The organism is Taklimakanibacter deserti, from assembly GCA_003574785.1.
In genome coordinates this window covers 356,929-372,953 of the sequence record QORU01000003.1, presented here as the reverse complement: position 1 = coordinate 372,953, position 16,025 = coordinate 356,929, and the positions used below count along the sequence as shown (strand labels likewise).

The window sequence follows — 16,025 nt, the reverse complement described above, 5'->3', positions numbered from 1 at the left end:
AACGGGCCGCCAACGACTCGTAACTTGGCGCCTTCCGCTCATCTTGCAACTCCCGCACCAGCAACGCCATGACCGATTCGAAAAATCCACTGCCTTCGAGCGCCCAGCGCGTCGCGGACGCCGCGAAACAGCTGGGCCTCGACCCTCACATCATGACCATGGCCGACAGCACCCGTACCGCAGAGGAAGCCGCTCAGGCTTGCGGCTGCGAGGTCGGCCAGATCGTCAAATCGCTCGTCTTCCGGGGCGCCAATTCCGGCACGCCCTATTTGCTGCTGGTTTCGGGCAAGAATCGGGTCGATGAGCGTAAAGCGGCAAAAGTGATCGGCGAGGGCCTGGCGCGTCCCGATGCCGCCTATGTGCGCGGCACGACCGGCTTTGCCATCGGCGGCATACCGCCTTTCGGCCATGCCCAGCCGCTCAAGACCTATATGGACGAAGATCTTCTCACCTATGCCGATGTCTGGACCGCGGCCGGGACGCCCCATTGCGTGATGCGGCTCAAGCCGCAGGAGCTTCAAGCCAAGACCCAGGCGGTGACGATCAACGTTTACTGAGTCTTCGCCGGCTGCGCGGTGCCGCCGCACACGATCGGCAGCGGCGCATTGCCGAACCACAATTCGAAGGTGTTCGGCCGGACCTTCTTCGCGCCGTCCCAGATATTGGTCAGGTTGATGATCTTCAAATCGAGCCCGAGGCTCGCGAACATGTTGGCGATCGCCTTGCCGCGCTCCATGTCGCTGTCTTTCAGCACCCGCAATTCATGTTGCTTGCCGTCCCAATTGACCTGCGCGATCAGCGGCACCGAGATCTGGGCGCGATCGCCGTCCTTCAGCGACAAGAGCATGGTCGTGATGCAGGCACGCTGCTGATCGGTCATGGCATGGACGAAGAGCCGGCTCGGCAGGCGCTCGAGCGCCTTGCGGAAAGTCTCGGCGACCGTCGGATTCTCGTCCGCCGCTTTCATCAGCGCCGCTTCCATCAAGGGCAGCATCTGCTTGTCGGAAGATGAATTGGCGTAATCGAGCTGGGCCGCCACGAACTCCACCGGCACCTTGTTGTTCTTCAGCAGATATTCGAGCATGGCGATGCCGAACTTGCGCTTCTCGCTGTTCTCGTCGCTGACCAGGTCGATCATGGTCTTGAGGTCGCTCAGATTCTGCTGCCAGCGGGTGTAATAGAGGCCGGTGCCCGCGATGGTGAGCGGGATCATGACGGTCGCCAGAACCTGAACCATAAGATCGCGCATGGGCCGCGACGTCGACATTGGAAGCTCCGTGGATGGGATGCTTGCAGCACCGCATTAAGGCGGAAAGGTGGCTTAAGCCCTAATCCTTGTCAGGGGTGCCGCCCGGCGGCGGCAGCCTGCGGCGCAGGAGATAGGCGGTGAGCGGCGGGATGACGAGGCTCATGGCGAGATAGCGCGCCAGCTGGTGGGCGCCGACATAGGCCGGATCGAGATGGAGGGCCAGGGCGATGACCGTCATCACATCGAGGCCGCCGGGCGAGAAGGCGAGCAGCGTCTGGGCGAAGGGCAGACCGGCAATGACGCTCGCCAGGATGGCGCCCAAGACCGAGAGCACCAGCGCGATGGCAAAGCCGGCGATGCCGTCGCCCAGCGCATGCAGGAGCTCGCCCATGGTAAAATCCTGGAAGCGGCTGGCGAGCGATGTGCCGAGGATGATGTTCGCCAGGATGAGGACCGGCGCATGCAGGGCGCCATGCGCGACGCCGCCGAGATAGAACAAGGCGCTGGTCACGATCGCCCCCACGAAGAGCCCGGCGGGGATCCTGAGCCTCTCGAGCAGGAGCGCCACAGTGGCGCTCGCCGCGACGACGAGCGCGATCTCCCACCATACGCTCGCCCCCGGAGGTGCCTGTGATGCCGGCCGCGTCGACAGGCTATTGATGACCAGCGGCAGTGCCGCCACCAGGAAGAACAGCCTGATGCTCTGCGCGATGATCACCCGGCGCATGTCGGCCTTGGCATCGTCGGCCAGCGCCACGACGAGGCTGAGCGCCCCGGGCAGGCTCGAGAACAGCGCATCGGCCACGGGCCAGCCGCGTATCCGCCGGTAGAACATGTAGCAGGCCGCCGTCACCATCGTGACCGTCACGGCCAGCATCACGAGGCTGAGCGGCCAGCGCGCCGCGGTGGTGAGCGTCTCCATGGTGACGCTCGAGCCGATCTGGACGCCGAGGATGATGAAGGCGGCGTTTCTCACCGCATTCGGAACCCACAGCTTCAGGCCGAAAAGCACGGCGAGGATGGCCGCGATCATGCTGCCCGCGAGCCAGGGGGCAGGAAAATGAATGAAGGCGAAGACGGCGCCGCCTAAGGCACCGAGGGCAAGCGTGAGAAGAAGACGGATCAGAACAAGGGCCTCAGGGATGAAAACAGCTGGCGGTATCGCCGATAGGCATTCTCGTAAGACTCGGCGTTTTGGGCAAGCGGCAAAGCCACACGGGCGACCGGATTGAGCGCGACCACCGTGCTGCCGATATCATCGATCGCGCCTGAGGCCTTGGCCGCCAGCACGGCAGCACCGATCGCCGATGTATCGAGATGGCGCGGCGTCTCGGCGGGAAGGCCCAAGAGATCGGCGCGCATCTGCGTCCACAGCGCGCTGCGCGCCCCGCCGCCGACGATGCGCAAGGCGTGGGCTTCGACGCCGAGCGCCTTCACCCGGTCGAACACATCGCGCATGGCGAAGCTCATGCCTTCGAGCAGTGCCCGCGCCAGATGCCGGACCCCATGCGCCGGCGTCAGGCCATAGAAGGCGCCGCGCGCCGAGGCGATCCATTCCGGCGCCATGGCGCCGGAGAGGGCGGGAAGGAAGGTCACGCCGTCGGCGCCGGGCGGCGCTTCGCCGGCGAGCCTTGTCAGCTCTTCGAAGCTTGCAAGCCCGAACGTGTCGCGGAACCACACCAGCGCGCCGCCCGAGAGCCAGCCCGGATTCTCGATATAATAATGGCCGCCGAGGAAGGCATGGGTTTCGACGAGCCTCTGCGGATCGATGACGGCTTCGCGATGCAGCGCCCCCGTCACTTCCGCCGTGCCCAGCACATTGATGAAGCGGCCGGGCGCCACCAGGCCTGCGCCGATGGCGGAAGAGAAATCATCGCCGGTGCCGACGGCGACCGGAATCCCGGACCTGAGACCGGTGAGCGCAGCGCCCTCGCCCGAAAGATGTCCCGCAAGCGCTGCGGAGTCCATTGCCTCCGGCAGCTCTTCAGCCCTTATGCCGAAGGCCGCGAGCAAAGCCTCATCATAGCTCCGCGACTTCAGCCCATAGACCATGCTGGTCGAAGCCGTCGCATGGTCGATCACCTGCGCGCCCGTCACGCGCGCCACCATATAGGACACCGGCACGTGGAATTTCGCCGCCCGTGTGACGTCAGGCGCGTTGCGCTTGAGCCACCTGATCTTGGCGGCGAGATGCGTCGCGTCGAGGACGACGCCGCAGGTCTTGAGGACCTGATCGGCATCGACGCCGGCGATATCGGCGCGCCGATCCATCCAGATGAGGCAGGGATGAAGCGGCGAGCCGCTCGCATCGATGGCGATGCAGCCGTCGAGCTGCCCGGCAAAGCCCAGCGCCTTCACCTCATCGGCCTTGCGGCCGGCTTTCTGCAAGGCGCCATGGATGGCGGGGCCCAGCGCCTTTTCCCAGAGTCCGGGATCCTGCTCCGCCCATCCGGCCTGCGGAAAATCCGGCTGGTACGCAATTGCATCCTCGCCGATGATCTTCATCTCCGGCGACAGCACGACGGCCTTCAGGCTCTGCGTGCCGATGTCGATGCCGACGATCATGCGGCGATGCCGGTTTTCCCCTGCTCCGCCACGCGCAATTCGACCTGCGCCTCGGCCAAGGCGCGCACCAGGCTGTCATCGGGCTTCTGGTCGGTGATGAGGCCGTCGAGCGCATCCCACGGACAGATGGTGGCGAATTGCGTGATGCCGGCCTTGGTGTGATCGGCCACGAGATAGACGCGCTCGGCGCGGCTGATGATCTTGCGCTTGACCGCCACGCCTGCCGCATCCGCGTCGCTTATTTCGCTCACCGTGAAGCCGCCGGCGCCGATGAAGGCGATATTGGCGTGATAGCGGTCGAGGAAGTCGAGCGTCTCGGTGCCGAAGACGCCCTCCTCGGTGAGCCTGAGATCGCCCGGACACAACAGCACCGAGGCTGTCTCGGACTGGCCCAGTATGCGCGCCACGCCGATCGAATTGGTGATCGCCCGGAACGCGATCGGGAGCTGCGCCAGGGCCTTCGCCAGCTGCGCGGTGGTCGAGCCCGCATCGATGATGAGCACGTCGCCCGACTTCACCAGCTGCGCGGCGTTGAGCGCGATGCGCTCGCGCTCGGCGACATAGGTCTGGGCGCGCGTGGCGATGCCCGGCTCATCGGTCAGCGCCCGCATCGCCGCGCCGCCATAGGTCCTGGCCAGGAGGCCGCGCTCGGCCAGCGCATCGAGATCGCGCCTTATCGTCTCGGTGGTGACGTCGAACTCCTCGGCGAGATCGGAGATGCGGACCGCGACCGTCGTGTTCAGGCGGGTCACGATGCGATCCTGTCTTTCGCGCTTGGACAGCCTATCCATGGCGTGCCTCCAAAAGGGCCTGTGCGAGCTCGGCGAAACCATCGCCCCCTTCGGCGCGCGTCACATAGCGCGGCAGATGCGGCATGATGGCCGTGTAGGGCATGACATTGGCGACACCGACCGCATTCGGGAAGAAGGCGAACATCGGCGCATCATTGGGGGAATCCCCGGCATAGACGATATGCCGGCGCTCGCTGTCGGTATCGATTCCGAAACAGTCCTTGAGCATGCGCCTCGTCATGGTGAGCTTGTCGTGCTGGCCGAACCAGGCATTGACATGGATGGAGCTGACCTTGGCGGTCGCACCTTCGGCCTCCAAAGCTTGCCGGATCCTTTCCGCGGTGGCGAGCGGCAAAGGCGGCACGTCCTCGCAGAAATCGATTGCGATATCGATCTCGCGATAGGCCTGGTCGGAGGCGATGGCGGTCCCGGGAAACTCATCGAGGATGCGCCGGCCGAGCGTCTTCAGTTTCTCGTTGTTGGCCTGGCGCATGTCCGCCGGTTGGCCATAGACGCGCAGCATTTTCTTCAGCCCATCGTCATAGCGGAAATAGAAGGCGCCGTTCTCGCCGACGATGCCGTCGACGGGCCACATGCGCGCGATGTGGTCGCACCAGCCGGCGGGCCGGCCGGTGATCGGAACGACAATGAGGCCCGCTTCATGCAGGTCTTCCATCGCTCTATAGGCGCTGGCGGGCAGCCTTCCATGGAGCGTCAGCGTATCGTCGATATCGGTGAGGATCGCCTTCACCGCCTTGAGATCGGGACGGGCGAAGGCGGCGAGCGGCGAAAGCATTTGCGTCAATCGATAAGTCTTTCCGGTTCGAGCAGGCCGGAATCGGCCGCGAGGTCGAGGAAGGTATAGCGGTTCCTGATTTCGCGCGCATGCAGGATCGCATCCCGGAAGGTCGTGCGCGGCAGGCCGATCGCCGTATAGCAGCGCGGCGCCTCGACCTTGGCGAGCGCCGCCTCGACCTCTGCGGCGGGCCTGCGTACAGCTGAGATCTCGCTTTTGAGGCGCGGCCAGATCGCCTGCAGCCGCTCATTCAGGCGCGAGGCCCGCTCCGTGTCCCAAAGCTTGGGCTGGATATCCTTCCAACAGGCGAGGCCCACTTCGTCGCCGAAATGCGATCGGAGCGAGCCGGCGCTCACTTTGCTGGCGCCGAGCTGGGGCGGGGTGTCGCGGGTCAGGATCCGGTCCTGGAGCTTGGCCATGACGAGCGTGGTCACCGCGATCTGCTCGCCATGCAGCGCCGGCTCCCAGCCCTGCGGCGGCATCATCTCGATGTGATGGCTGATCAGATGCTCGCCCTGGCTCGCCGGATAGGACCCGCCGCAGATCGTCATGCCGAAGCCCGACAGAAGCAGGATCTGGATGAGCCGGCTCAAGGCTGGGCGATCACCCTTGAGGAGCCCTGAGGGATCGGCGACCAGCTCGTTTTCGAGATCGGCGATGAAAGCGAAGGGGGTGGTGCGGTAGGGCTGGCCCAGGAGGCGGCCGGCCATGAGCCAGTCGGCCTGCGCCGTCGAGCGGCAGATCGCATCGCCGAAACCGGCCTGGATGAGGCGCTTCGGGGCCCTGGCGAGGATACCGAGATCGACGAACACGCCCTCGGGCGAGACGGCCGCCAGCGATTTCTTGTGGCCATGGACCGTGATCGCGGCATTGACCGACGTATAGCCGTTCATCGAGGGCGCGGTGGCGAAGACGGCGCAGCGCTTGCCCTGCCGGGCAGCCGCATATTTGCCGAGATCGCAGATCGTGCCCGAGCCCACCGCGATATAGGAGCCGGCCTTCTCGCCTTCCTGCATCACCCGCTCAGCCGTCTTGTCGTCGGGATGCGGGCGGTTGCCCAATCGGATCGGGATGAGCTTGCCCAAGGAGGCGAGCGCGGTTTCTACCCTGAGGCCCAGGGCTCTATGCGTGTGGTCGTCCGAGACGACCGCATAGGGTTTCGGCAGATCGAGCGCCTTGACGAGATCGGCCTCGTTCCCGGCGAGGCTCTCCTGGATGACCAGCGATTTCACCGGGACATGGAGACGCTCACCCGTTTCGGGATCGCGGTAATCGCCGGCGAGCAGTTTCTTGAGCACGTCCATCGCTCATGTCCCGACCGCTCGCAGCACGGCCTTGCACTGATCGCGCACACCCTTGACGCCTTGCGCGAAGGCATTCTCGAACACCGCCGATCCGATGGTGAAGGCATTGGCGCCGGCGGCCGCCACGGCCTTGATCCGCTCCGGCGAATCGATGCTGCCGGCGACGATGAGATAGCCCTTGTCGCCGAGGCCGCGGCGCGCCGCGCGAATCAGATCGAGGGGATCGGCTTCGGTCGCGCGATAAGCGAGGAGATCGACGCCCGGACAGCCGGAGCCGATCGCATCGCGGCAGTCGTTCTCGACCTCCGCCGCCGTTCCCCCGAGCTTGGTCGGATGTCCGGTGGGGCGGCCGGGAAAGGGATAATAGGTGGGACCGCCGTCCTTGAAGGTCGCCATGGCGAGCTTGATATCCTGCCCGCCCAGAACCCGGTCGACGCCGAGCTCGGCCGAGGCCGTGATCGACTGGCGGATGGTTTCCGGCGTCTGGCTCACCACTTCGACATAGGCGATCGAGCCGTCGGCCTTGATCCGCCGCGTGAGCTCCTTGAGCGTCGCCTTGTCGACGCCGACATCCTTGAAGCCGACATGCCGCAAGCCGATCCCGGCGAGGGAATCATAGACGTCAAGACAGTTCTGGACGGTCTTGTCGTGATGCGTCAGCATGAAGATGAAGTCCATCTCGCCCTCAATGTTGGAACTACAACAATTATGTTGCATATCTCACATGGATGGCGCAAGCTGAATCCGGAGCAAATTCGGTCAAAAACCAGCCCCGGCCCTGATCCGGGGCTGGAGGCTTTGGCGACGAGGGTTTGCTCCGACATGCCGATTAGGCGCGCCCTTGCTCCCGCGAGGGGTGTCAAATCGGGAAGTCCGAAAGTCAAGCAACGACAATGAAGCTCGACTAAGCTGAAGATGGGAAACGCCGGATAAGCCTGCCTATACAAGAAGTGGTGGGCACATAAGCCATGGAGGAAGTCGCATGCTGAAAACACCCCTGTCTCGCCGGAACTTCATGCAGCAATCGGCTGCTTTTGCCGCGGCCTTCGCCGTCGGCACGAAGTTCACCACCGATCGGGCCTTCGCCGCCCGCGACAAGGAGCTCAATATCCTGTGCTGGGAAGGCTACAACTCGGCTCAGGTTCTCGATCCCTTCCGCCAGTCGAAGGGCGCCACCGTCAAGGCGGAGTCGCTCACCAACGATCCCACCATGATCAACCGGCTGCGCGCCGGCGAAACCAAGGTGTGGGACCTCATCAATGTCAACAATCCCTGGGCACGCAAGATCATGCTGCCGGAAGGCCTGATCAAGCCGCTCGACCGCGCCGCGTTCGAACCCTATTTCGACAAGATGCTGCCGGCCTTCAAGGCGCCCTATAAATGGGCGATGGACGAGAAGGGCGAGCAGCTCATCGGCATGGCGCAGCGCTTCGGACCTTATTCCTTCGTCGTCAACACCGACAAGGTCAGCCGCCAGGCGGCCGAGGACCAGGGCTGGAATCTGTGGAACGATCCGGCCAATGACAAGAAATACGGCATTCTCGAATCCGACGACTGGAACGTCTTCAACGTATGCTGCATCGCCGGCTTCGATCCGTTCAAGGTCCATTCCGACGATGAGGTCGAGAAGTTCACCGAGACGGCGAAGCGCGTGTTCAAGGGCGCCAAGGCGGTCGGCGACATCGCGACGATGAACCAGGCGCTGGTCTCGGGCGAGATCGACTTCCATCTGACCGGCGGCACCTATTCGGCTTCGCCCGCCCGCGCCGACGGCGCCAAGAACATCCGCGGCATCACGCCCAAATCGGGCCCCATGGCAGGCGGCAAGGGCGGCATCGCCTGGATCGAGATCACCTCGACGGTGAACAATCCCGAGCTCTCGCCGCTTGCCACCGAATTCCTGCAATATGTCCAGGATCCCAAGAACGCCCATGTCGTCGCTTTCGCCGAGGGCACTTTCAATCCCGTCACTCAGATGGGCAACAAGGAGTGCTTCGACCTGTTCACCAAGGACGAGCTCGACGCGATACAGTGGGATTCGCTCGACGAGGAAATGGCGCGCTCGGTCGAATACGACATCGTTCCCGACTACGACAAGCTCCTCGACATCATGACCTCCGCCAAGAAGGAAGCTTCGGCCGGATGACATTCCCCTCTCCCCCTCCGGGGGAGAGGGTTAGGGTGAGGGGGAACCGGCGGACAAATTTCTTCATCAATATGGAAGTGAATTTGCTGTCGGTTCCCCCTCACCCTCCCATTGCTCCGCAATGGGCCCCTCCCTCTCCCCCGTTTGGGGGCGAGGGTAGCTTAATCATAAGGACTGCATGTCAAAGCGCGCGCCTATCCTCGAGCTGAAGTCTCTCACCAAATCCTTCGGCACCCTCAATGCCGTGGATGGCATCGACCTCGACATCGCCGAAGGCGAGTTCTTCACCATTGTCGGCCCTTCGGGCTCGGGCAAGACGACGCTGATCCGCATGCTCGCCGGCATGGAGCAGGCGACGAGCGGCGACATCATCCTGAGCGGCAAGCGCATCAACGACCTGCCGGCCAACAAGCGTCCGACCTGCATGGTGTTCCAGTCGCTCGCCTTGTTTCCGCACCGCACCGTCGGCGAGAACATCGAGTTCCCGCTCAAGATCAAGGGTGTCGATCCGGAAGCCCGCAAGAAGCGCGCGCTCGCGCTCCTCGACCAGCTCCGCTTGCCGCAGAACTACTATGCCAAGTCGGTGCTGCGCTGCTCGGGCGGCGAGCGCCAGCGCGTCGCCCTCGCCCGTGCGCTTGCCTTCGATCCCAAGATCCTGTTCTTCGATGAGCCCCTGTCGGCCATCGACTATAAATTGCGCAAGACGCTCGAGAAGGAGCTCAAGGATATCCATCGCGAGACGGGCAAGACCTTCGTCTACATCACCCATTCCCTCGAAGAGGCGATGGTGATGTCGGACCGCATCGGCGTGATGCGCTCAGGGCAACTGGTCCAGGTCGGGACGCCCAACGAGATCTATTCGGCGCCCAAGGACAAGTTCGTCTCGGAATTCATGGGCGACGTCAATGTCATCCCGGTGACCATGAATGGCAGCCGCACCATCAGGGCCGACACCTTCGACAAAGCCTTCGCCGTCGCCTCCGTTCCCGACGCCTTCACCAAGGGCCATCTCGTCATCCGCCCGGAATTCGTCCGCTTTGTTGCCACGTCCAAGGATGCCGACAATGTGCTGGAGGGCAAGCTCTACAATGAATATGCGCTGGGCTCGCGCATCCAGTATCAGGTCCGCATCGGCGAGAATGTGTTCATCGTCGAGAAGCTGCGCCAGCAATCCTCCAATCTCGAGCGCGATCAGACCGTGCTCATCGGCTGGGACGCCAAGGATTCCATATTGGTGACCGGCTGATGGCGGCGCTTCACGACAGCGGCAAAGGCATGTCGCAAGGCGCCCGCAACGCCCTGCCCCTGATGCTGTTCTTAGGGGTAGGCTTTGCCGCCCCTCTTCTCGCCGTCATCGCCTACAGCTTCATGCCGGAGCGCTCCTTCGGCCTGATCCATCCGCCGACCCTTGCCAATTATGTCGAGGTCTTCACCGGCAACAGCTACATCTCCTTTTTCTGGTCGCTGCTCTTCGCCGCCCTGACCGTCTGCATCCTGGCGGTCATCTGCTATCCGATCGCCTATGGCCTGTCGCGCGTCTTCGGACGCTGGGCGCCGATCCTCACTCTCCTCTTCACCATACCGCTCTTCGTCTCCGAGAACGTCCGGCTCTATGGCTGGATCCTGTTCTTCATCAAGAATGGCGTGCTGCTCGGCACGCTCAAATCCTGGCTCGGGATCGAGTTCGACAGCTGGCTGTTCACGCGCGGCATCGTGCTTCTCGGCATGGTCTATGTCTATCTGCCCTTCATGCTCTTTCCGATGACCTTGGGCGTCTCGATGGTGCCCAACGAGACGCGCGAGGCGGCACGCGATCTCGGCGCCTCGCGCTGGCAGATCTTCCGCGAGGTCGAGCTGCCGCTCTCCATGCCCGGCATCATGATCGGCCTGCTCTTGACTTTCGTGCTCGCCGTCGGCGCCATCGCCGAAGCCAAGGTTCTCGGCGGGCAGACGATCATCCCGATCACCCATGATATCGAGATCGCCTTCACCTATGCGCAGAACTGGCCGCTCGGCGCCGCGCTCGCCGTGCTCCTGATGCTCGTCGTCGGCATGCTCGTCCTCCTGGTGCTGAAGCGCTTCGATCTCGACGCCATATTGGGGAAGAGGTGATGCCGTGAGCGAGCGCTCCCGCCATGCGCTGATCTGGGCCTGGACGCTCGCCGTCCTCGTCTTCGTCTATTTGCCGGCGCTCTGCATCCTGCTCGCTTCACTGACCGCGAGCCGTTATTTCCTCTTTCCCATCCCGAAATGGGGCCTCGACTGGTGGCGCAAGACCTTCTCATCGATCGAGATCCATCAGCTCTTCGAGACCTCGATCTCGATCGCATTCTGCGTCACCGTCATCGCCGTGGTGATCGCCTTCTTCGGGGCGCTGGCATTCGCGCGCTACAATTGGAAAGGCCGGACGCTGTTCCAGAAGATCGTCCTCTTGCCGATCTTCTTCCCGCAGTCGGTGCTGGGCCTCGCTCTGCTGCTCTGGTTCAATGCCATCGGCTTGCAGATGTCGTGGATGACGGCGGTCTTCGCCCATCTGGTCTGGATCATTCCGGTCGTGACGCTCGTCATCTCGATCCAGGTCTACAGTTTCGACCCGGCGCTCGAGGAGGCGGCCTTCGATCTTGGCGCCTCGCGCCTCCAGGTGTTCCGCGAAGTGACGCTGCCGGTGCTCTTGCCGGGCATCGTCTCGGGCGCGCTCTTCGCCTTCCTTCTGTCCTGGGGCAATTTCCCCTTGTCGCTTTTCACCACCGGCGCCGACACGACCATCCCGGAATATCTCTATGCCAAGATGGTGGCGGGCTACACGCCGGGTGTTCCGGTCTTGGGCACCGTGTCGACCTTCGGCGCCGCCTTCATTCTGCTGGGCGGTTACTGGCTGATCACCCTGCGCCGGCGCGCGCAATCATGAGAGAGGGCACATCATGTTTTCATCAATGGAAGGCAAATCGGTCCTGGTCACCGGCGGCAGCAAAGGCATTGGCAAGGGCATTGCCAGTGTTTTCGCCAAATCGGGTTGCAAGGTGCTGATCGTCGCTCGCCACGAAGATAAGGCAAAAGCCTGTGCCGACGAGTTGATCAAGGCCGGCGGCATGGCTGCCGCTTTTGGCGCGGACGTCACCGATCTCAAGAGCATGGAGAAGGCGGCCGATTTCGCTGTCAGGACGCATGGCGGCCTCGACATACTCTGCGCCAATGCCGGCATCTTCCCGCAAGTGAAGATCGAGGAGATGTCGCCCGAGATCTGGGACGAGACAGTCGACACCAATCTGAAGGGCGCCTTCCTGTCGGTGAAGGCCTGCCTGCCGGCGCTGAAGAAGAGCGGCGAGGGCCGCGTCATCCTGACCTCCTCGATCACGGGTCCCGTGACGGGCTTCCCGGGCTGGACGCATTATGGCGCGACCAAGGCCGGCCAGCTCGGCTTCATGCGCACCGCCTGCATCGAGCTCGCCAAATACGGCATCACGGTCAATGCCGTGCTCCCCGGCAATGTCGCGACCGAAGGCCTCGCCGATCTCGGCCCCGATTATGAGAAGACCATGGCCGCTTCGATCCCGCTGAAGCGTCTCGGGACGGTCGAGGATATCGGCTATGCCGCCCTCTATCTCGCCAGCAAGGAAGCGGGCTTCGTCACCGGCCAGACGATCATCGTCGATGGCGGCCAGATCGCGCCCGAATCTCTGGAAGCCCTCGCCCAAGCCTGACCGCGAGGCCGATGACGGCGGCTGCCGCCGCCAATAGGGGGACCCAGCTCTGTGCTTCACCCATGGTGTTGAGCGTCAGGCCGCTGAGCAGCAGCCAGGCGAGCGGGATCGGGACAAGCAGCAGCGCAACCCGGCCGCTCGCGGTCAGCACGATGCCGAGCGTCGCCACCGCCGTCGGATCGGGCGCGATGCCGAAAACCTCGGCAGTGGTCCACGGCCGTCCGAAGAGGAGTGGAAGCAACGGATAGAGAATGAGGCCGACGGCCGCGACCGCCAATCCGGACCGCGCCGCCACATCCCGCCTATCGAAAACAAGGCCGCCGCGCGCCGCTGCGATCGCCAGCAGCAGCGCCTCGAGCCCGAAGGCTGGCGCCACATAGACGATCGCCCAGTTGATCGCTGCATAGCGGTCCCATAGGAAGGACCAGCCGACGAAGATCCAGAGCGCCGCAAGAACGAGCGCGGCCAAGGAACCGGCGCCGCGCATCTGTCGAAGCGCCAACCAGGCAATGGCGAGACCCGTAGCCAGCGTCAGGAGATGCAGCGGCCAGAATTGGGCGTTGTGCAGCTCGAACATGCGCCAATAGACGCGGGGCGAGAAGAGCAGGAAATCTCCCAGCCGATAGGTCCACCATTCGGACATTATCTAGAGTGCCTGGAGATGGGCAGCCATCTTTTCGCGCAAGCCCTTGTCCGGAAGCGGCCCGCTCGCGGCTGCCACGTTCTCGCGCACATGATCGACCCGCGTCGTGGCGGGGATGATGACCGTGACCGCCGGATGCGCCAGGATGAATTTCAGGATGAATTGCGCCCAGCTCGTGACGGCAAGCTCGCCCGCCCAATCCGGCAGGGTCTCGCCGTCGAGCCGCTGCGTCAGCTCGCCTTGCTGGAAGGGCCGGTTGACGATCACCGCCATGCCGCGCTCCGCTGCCAGCGGCAGGAGCCGCTCCTCCGCCTCGCGGTCGATGGGATTATAAGTGAGCTGCACGAAATCCAATGGTTGCGTGCGCATGATTTCTTCGAAGAGATCATGCCGGCGCCCTTCGGAGGTGGTGATGCCGACATAGCGCACCTGCCCTTGCGCCTTCATCGCGAACAGGGTCTCGAGATGCGCTTCCCAGGCGACCAGATTATGGACCTGCAGCAGGTCGAAGCGCGGCACGCCCCAGAGATTTCGCGTTTGCTCGATCTGCGCTCGTCCGCCATCGACGGAAGAGGTCCAGACTTTCTCCGCCGAGAACAGCGCTGGCGGCTGGCCGAGCTTCTCGAGTCCATAGCCGATCACCGGCTGCGAAGAACCATACATGGGCGAGGAATCGATCATGCGCCCGCCGGAAGCGAAGAAGGCGGCGATGACATCGGCACATTCGTCGCGCAGCGCCGGATCATCGCCGACATTGAACGTGATCCAGCTGCCGAGGCCGATGGCGGGAAGCTTCTCGCCCGAAGACGGGATGGCGCGCATGACGGGCGTTGGCGCGGCGCTTTGTGCACCTCCGGCCAAGGCGAAGGCGGCGCCCGACGTCAGGGCCCTCACAAATGTCCTGCGGCTTGTGTTCATAGCGGCGAAGCTTCGCAAGCGGCCTGGGAAAAGGGCAATGCACAAAGTTGTTATGTGTTCCCGGGATCGATCCGAGTCACTCGGTGCGTGACACACGCTTGGTGCGGCGCTCCCTGGCGGCGCTGACGAAAGCGCGCAGCGTTTTTTGATGAAACGCGCCGCTGAAGCGCCCGATGCGTCCGGCGGGCTCGAAGTAAAACGACGTTTCCAACCGATCGTAATTGTATTCGTCCAACATTATCCATAGCGGCTTGTCACCAAGTCCAGCACGGCGGCGTTCGATCTGCGGCACCTCCACCGCCAGTCGTTCAGGGCCGGGCGGCGCGGAGGTGATCGGCAAGATGAATAGATCTGTTGTTCCCGCCGTATCGGTTACGACCGCGATGAATGTGATAGGTCGCGATTTTCGCCCTTCTGTCTCGCCTCTGTCCCGTTGCCAGCGCCACAGATAGTCATAATGCCATACATCCCCTGAGGATGGCTTACTCATTGTCGCTGTCGGTTATGGCGCTTTCGAGCATGTTCAAATGCTCCTCTGGCATTTCGTCGAGCGCATAGCTGCGCCGTTCGTCCTTGGTAAAGCGTGCGTTATAGGCTTCGACGCTCATCAACACATAGCGTGCCTTGCGATGTCTTGTGATGGACACAGGCTCATGGTTCGCAGCTGCGAGTACATCCCCCAGATTCTGTTTCAGGTCAGATGACGGATAAGACTTCATAGTACGCTCCTATTTTGTCTATTATAGACAAAATAGACAAAATAGCAAGCGTGTGCATGCATGATTCAGCGCACTCATTGCTGGCCTGCCACGTCCACTATGCCGCCCGGGCATTCCGTCTTGGTCGGTTGCGCCGCGGCGATGAGATCGGCCAGGGACGATTGCGGCGTGATGGTGCCGGTAAGGCCGATGGTGAGCTCGGAGATGATGAGCCGGCCATTGTCGCGGGTGCATTGCATGCGTACACGCTGCCCCGCGCCTGGGCCAAAACTCTGATCGAAGGCCTTGGCTATGTCGTCGAAGGACAGGAACTTGCCGGTGTGGCTGGCGAACAGCTCCTGGACGGCCGAGCCGTTGAGCGCCCGCATCAATGCCAGCGAATCGGCGAAATAGTCTTCCGCCGACGTCCCGTAACAAGTCCCGTGCCTGGTCCATTCATGACGATCGAGATGCGATTGCGTGCCCGGCATCACCTTGTTGAGTTCCTCGGCCGTCGCCGGCTCGAGCGTGACCGCGGGCAATTCATCCCAGCGCCCGGCCTTGTCGTCATCGATCTGCGGACGCTCGACCCGGCAGTAGCTGACGCTGCGCGGCTGCGGCCACAGCCCATGCAGTGCGAAATGGCTGGCATCGAACCGTTCGGGCGTCTGCGTGCGGCATTCGACCTTGCCGGGCTTGGTCTCGCAGAAGGCCGGCTGCCAGCTCGCCGCCAGCACATATTGCGTGCGCTGCTTGCTTTGCTGCTGGCCCTGTTGCGTCCCCGGCGTCGTCCCCTCATTAGGCTGGGGTGCCTTGGCCGTCCCCTCATCCAGCGGCTGGCCGCCTTCGCGCTTGCCGCAGCCCATGGGCGCCCAGCGCCGCTCCGGCGTGGCGCCCGGCACGATGATCAGGAAATGGCTGGCGGCTTGCTTGTTGGCCGCGACGATCTGATAGGTCTGACCGGCCTCGAGCTTGACCGGATTGGATTGCTTGCGGATCGACTGGAAGGCTGAGCAATTTGCACCCGCCACGAAGGAGCCGTCGAGCGGCACTTCGGCGCGGGCTTCCCTGAACGGTGTCAGCAAGGCGAAAGCAAGGACAAGGAAACCGACACTCTTGAGGATCGAATTTGGCCGCATTCCGTCTCGCTCCACGAACTGCTCGACCGGATCATGACGGCCCGGCGATGAACCGGCTTGATAGCATATGTTCGG

18 protein-coding genes are annotated in these 16,025 nt (G+C 63.4%); 6 read left to right on the top strand and 12 right to left on the bottom strand.

The features are described from left to right. Positions 1-68 precede the first annotated feature (68 nt). Positions 69-557: a YbaK/EbsC family protein gene (locus DS839_RS07925; RefSeq protein WP_119269749.1), complete on the top strand. Its 489-nt coding sequence runs from the start codon at positions 69-71 to the stop codon at positions 555-557. On the opposite strand, the gene DS839_RS07920 is transcribed toward DS839_RS07925, so the two are convergent. From DS839_RS07920 to DS839_RS07890, 7 genes are all read right to left on the bottom strand, one after another. Further along, complete coding sequence (locus DS839_RS07920) at positions 551-1,267, bottom strand: hypothetical protein (RefSeq protein ID WP_119269748.1); 717 nt, start codon at positions 1,265-1,267, stop codon at positions 551-553. The genes DS839_RS07925 and DS839_RS07920 overlap by 7 nt on opposite strands. A 61-nt stretch (positions 1,268-1,328) precedes the next feature. Then, entirely contained in the window at positions 1,329-2,372 is a 1,044-nt protein-coding gene (locus DS839_RS07915; protein ID WP_368911376.1) for an AbrB family transcriptional regulator, read from the bottom strand. Then, positions 2,372-3,814 (bottom strand): xylulokinase, encoded by a 1,443-nt coding sequence (locus tag DS839_RS07910; RefSeq protein ID WP_119269746.1) that lies wholly within the window; start codon positions 3,812-3,814, stop codon positions 2,372-2,374. Before DS839_RS07910 ends, DS839_RS07915 begins: the two co-directional genes overlap by 1 nt. Further along, complete coding sequence (locus DS839_RS07905; RefSeq protein ID WP_162918372.1) at positions 3,811-4,605, bottom strand: DeoR/GlpR family DNA-binding transcription regulator; 795 nt, start codon at positions 4,603-4,605, stop codon at positions 3,811-3,813. Before DS839_RS07905 ends, DS839_RS07910 begins: the two co-directional genes overlap by 4 nt. Continuing rightward, complete coding sequence (locus DS839_RS07900) at positions 4,598-5,401, bottom strand: HAD-IIB family hydrolase (protein ID WP_119269744.1); 804 nt, start codon at positions 5,399-5,401, stop codon at positions 4,598-4,600. The genes DS839_RS07905 and DS839_RS07900 overlap by 8 nt, the downstream gene beginning before the upstream one ends. Positions 5,402-5,406: 5 nt before the next feature. Beyond that, entirely contained in the window at positions 5,407-6,705 is a 1,299-nt protein-coding gene (locus DS839_RS07895; RefSeq protein ID WP_119269743.1) for an iron-containing alcohol dehydrogenase, read from the bottom strand. A 3-nt stretch (positions 6,706-6,708) separates the two neighbouring features. After that, positions 6,709-7,383, bottom strand: a complete 675-nt coding sequence (locus DS839_RS07890; protein ID WP_119269742.1) for a hypothetical protein — start codon at positions 7,381-7,383, stop codon at positions 6,709-6,711. Between the two features lie 304 nt (positions 7,384-7,687). On the opposite strand from DS839_RS07890, the gene DS839_RS07885 reads away from it, so the two are divergent. The 5 genes from DS839_RS07885 to fabG all read left to right on the top strand — a co-directional run bounded on the left by DS839_RS07885 (position 7,688) and on the right by fabG (position 12,552). Then, positions 7,688-8,851, top strand: a complete 1,164-nt coding sequence (locus DS839_RS07885) for an ABC transporter substrate-binding protein (protein WP_119269741.1) — start codon at positions 7,688-7,690, stop codon at positions 8,849-8,851. Positions 8,852-9,029: 178 nt separating this feature from the next. Further along, positions 9,030-10,097, top strand: coding sequence for an ABC transporter ATP-binding protein (locus tag DS839_RS07880; RefSeq protein WP_119269740.1), 1,068 nt, complete (start codon positions 9,030-9,032; stop codon positions 10,095-10,097). Then, the gene (locus DS839_RS07875; protein WP_119269739.1) at positions 10,097-10,963 is read left to right on the top strand and encodes an ABC transporter permease; all 867 of its coding nucleotides are present in this window, start codon (positions 10,097-10,099) and stop codon (positions 10,961-10,963) included. The genes DS839_RS07880 and DS839_RS07875 overlap by 1 nt, the downstream gene beginning before the upstream one ends. A gap of 4 nt (positions 10,964-10,967) precedes the next feature. Further along, positions 10,968-11,759, top strand: coding sequence for an ABC transporter permease (locus DS839_RS07870; RefSeq protein WP_119269738.1), 792 nt, complete (start codon positions 10,968-10,970; stop codon positions 11,757-11,759). A 13-nt stretch (positions 11,760-11,772) separates the two neighbouring features. Further along, on the top strand, positions 11,773-12,552 hold the full coding sequence (gene fabG / locus DS839_RS07865; protein WP_119269737.1) for a 3-oxoacyl-ACP reductase FabG: 780 nt from the start codon (positions 11,773-11,775) through the stop codon (positions 12,550-12,552). Here fabG and DS839_RS07860 read toward each other — a convergent pair. The 5 genes from DS839_RS07860 to DS839_RS07840 form a co-directional block, all read right to left on the bottom strand. Further along, the gene (locus tag DS839_RS07860; RefSeq protein ID WP_119269736.1) at positions 12,494-13,195 is read right to left on the bottom strand and encodes a DUF6064 family protein; all 702 of its coding nucleotides are present in this window, start codon (positions 13,193-13,195) and stop codon (positions 12,494-12,496) included. The two genes, fabG and DS839_RS07860, sit on opposite strands and share 59 nt — an antisense overlap. Before the next feature lie 3 nt (positions 13,196-13,198). Next, positions 13,199-14,113, bottom strand: a complete 915-nt coding sequence (locus DS839_RS07855; RefSeq protein ID WP_119269735.1) for an aldo/keto reductase — start codon at positions 14,111-14,113, stop codon at positions 13,199-13,201. Between the two features lie 76 nt (positions 14,114-14,189). Next, positions 14,190-14,603, bottom strand: coding sequence for a hypothetical protein (locus DS839_RS07850; protein ID WP_119269734.1), 414 nt, complete (start codon positions 14,601-14,603; stop codon positions 14,190-14,192). After that, positions 14,596-14,832 carry a type II toxin-antitoxin system Phd/YefM family antitoxin gene (locus DS839_RS07845; RefSeq protein ID WP_119269733.1) on the bottom strand — a complete coding sequence of 79 codons (237 nt, stop codon included), beginning with the start codon at positions 14,830-14,832 and terminating at the stop codon, positions 14,596-14,598. Before DS839_RS07845 ends, DS839_RS07850 begins: the two co-directional genes overlap by 8 nt. A gap of 74 nt (positions 14,833-14,906) precedes the next feature. Beyond that, a complete protein-coding gene (locus DS839_RS07840) occupies positions 14,907-15,950 on the bottom strand; it encodes a ribonuclease T2 family protein (protein WP_119269732.1) in 1,044 nt (347 codons plus the stop codon). Positions 15,951-16,025 lie beyond the last annotated feature (75 nt).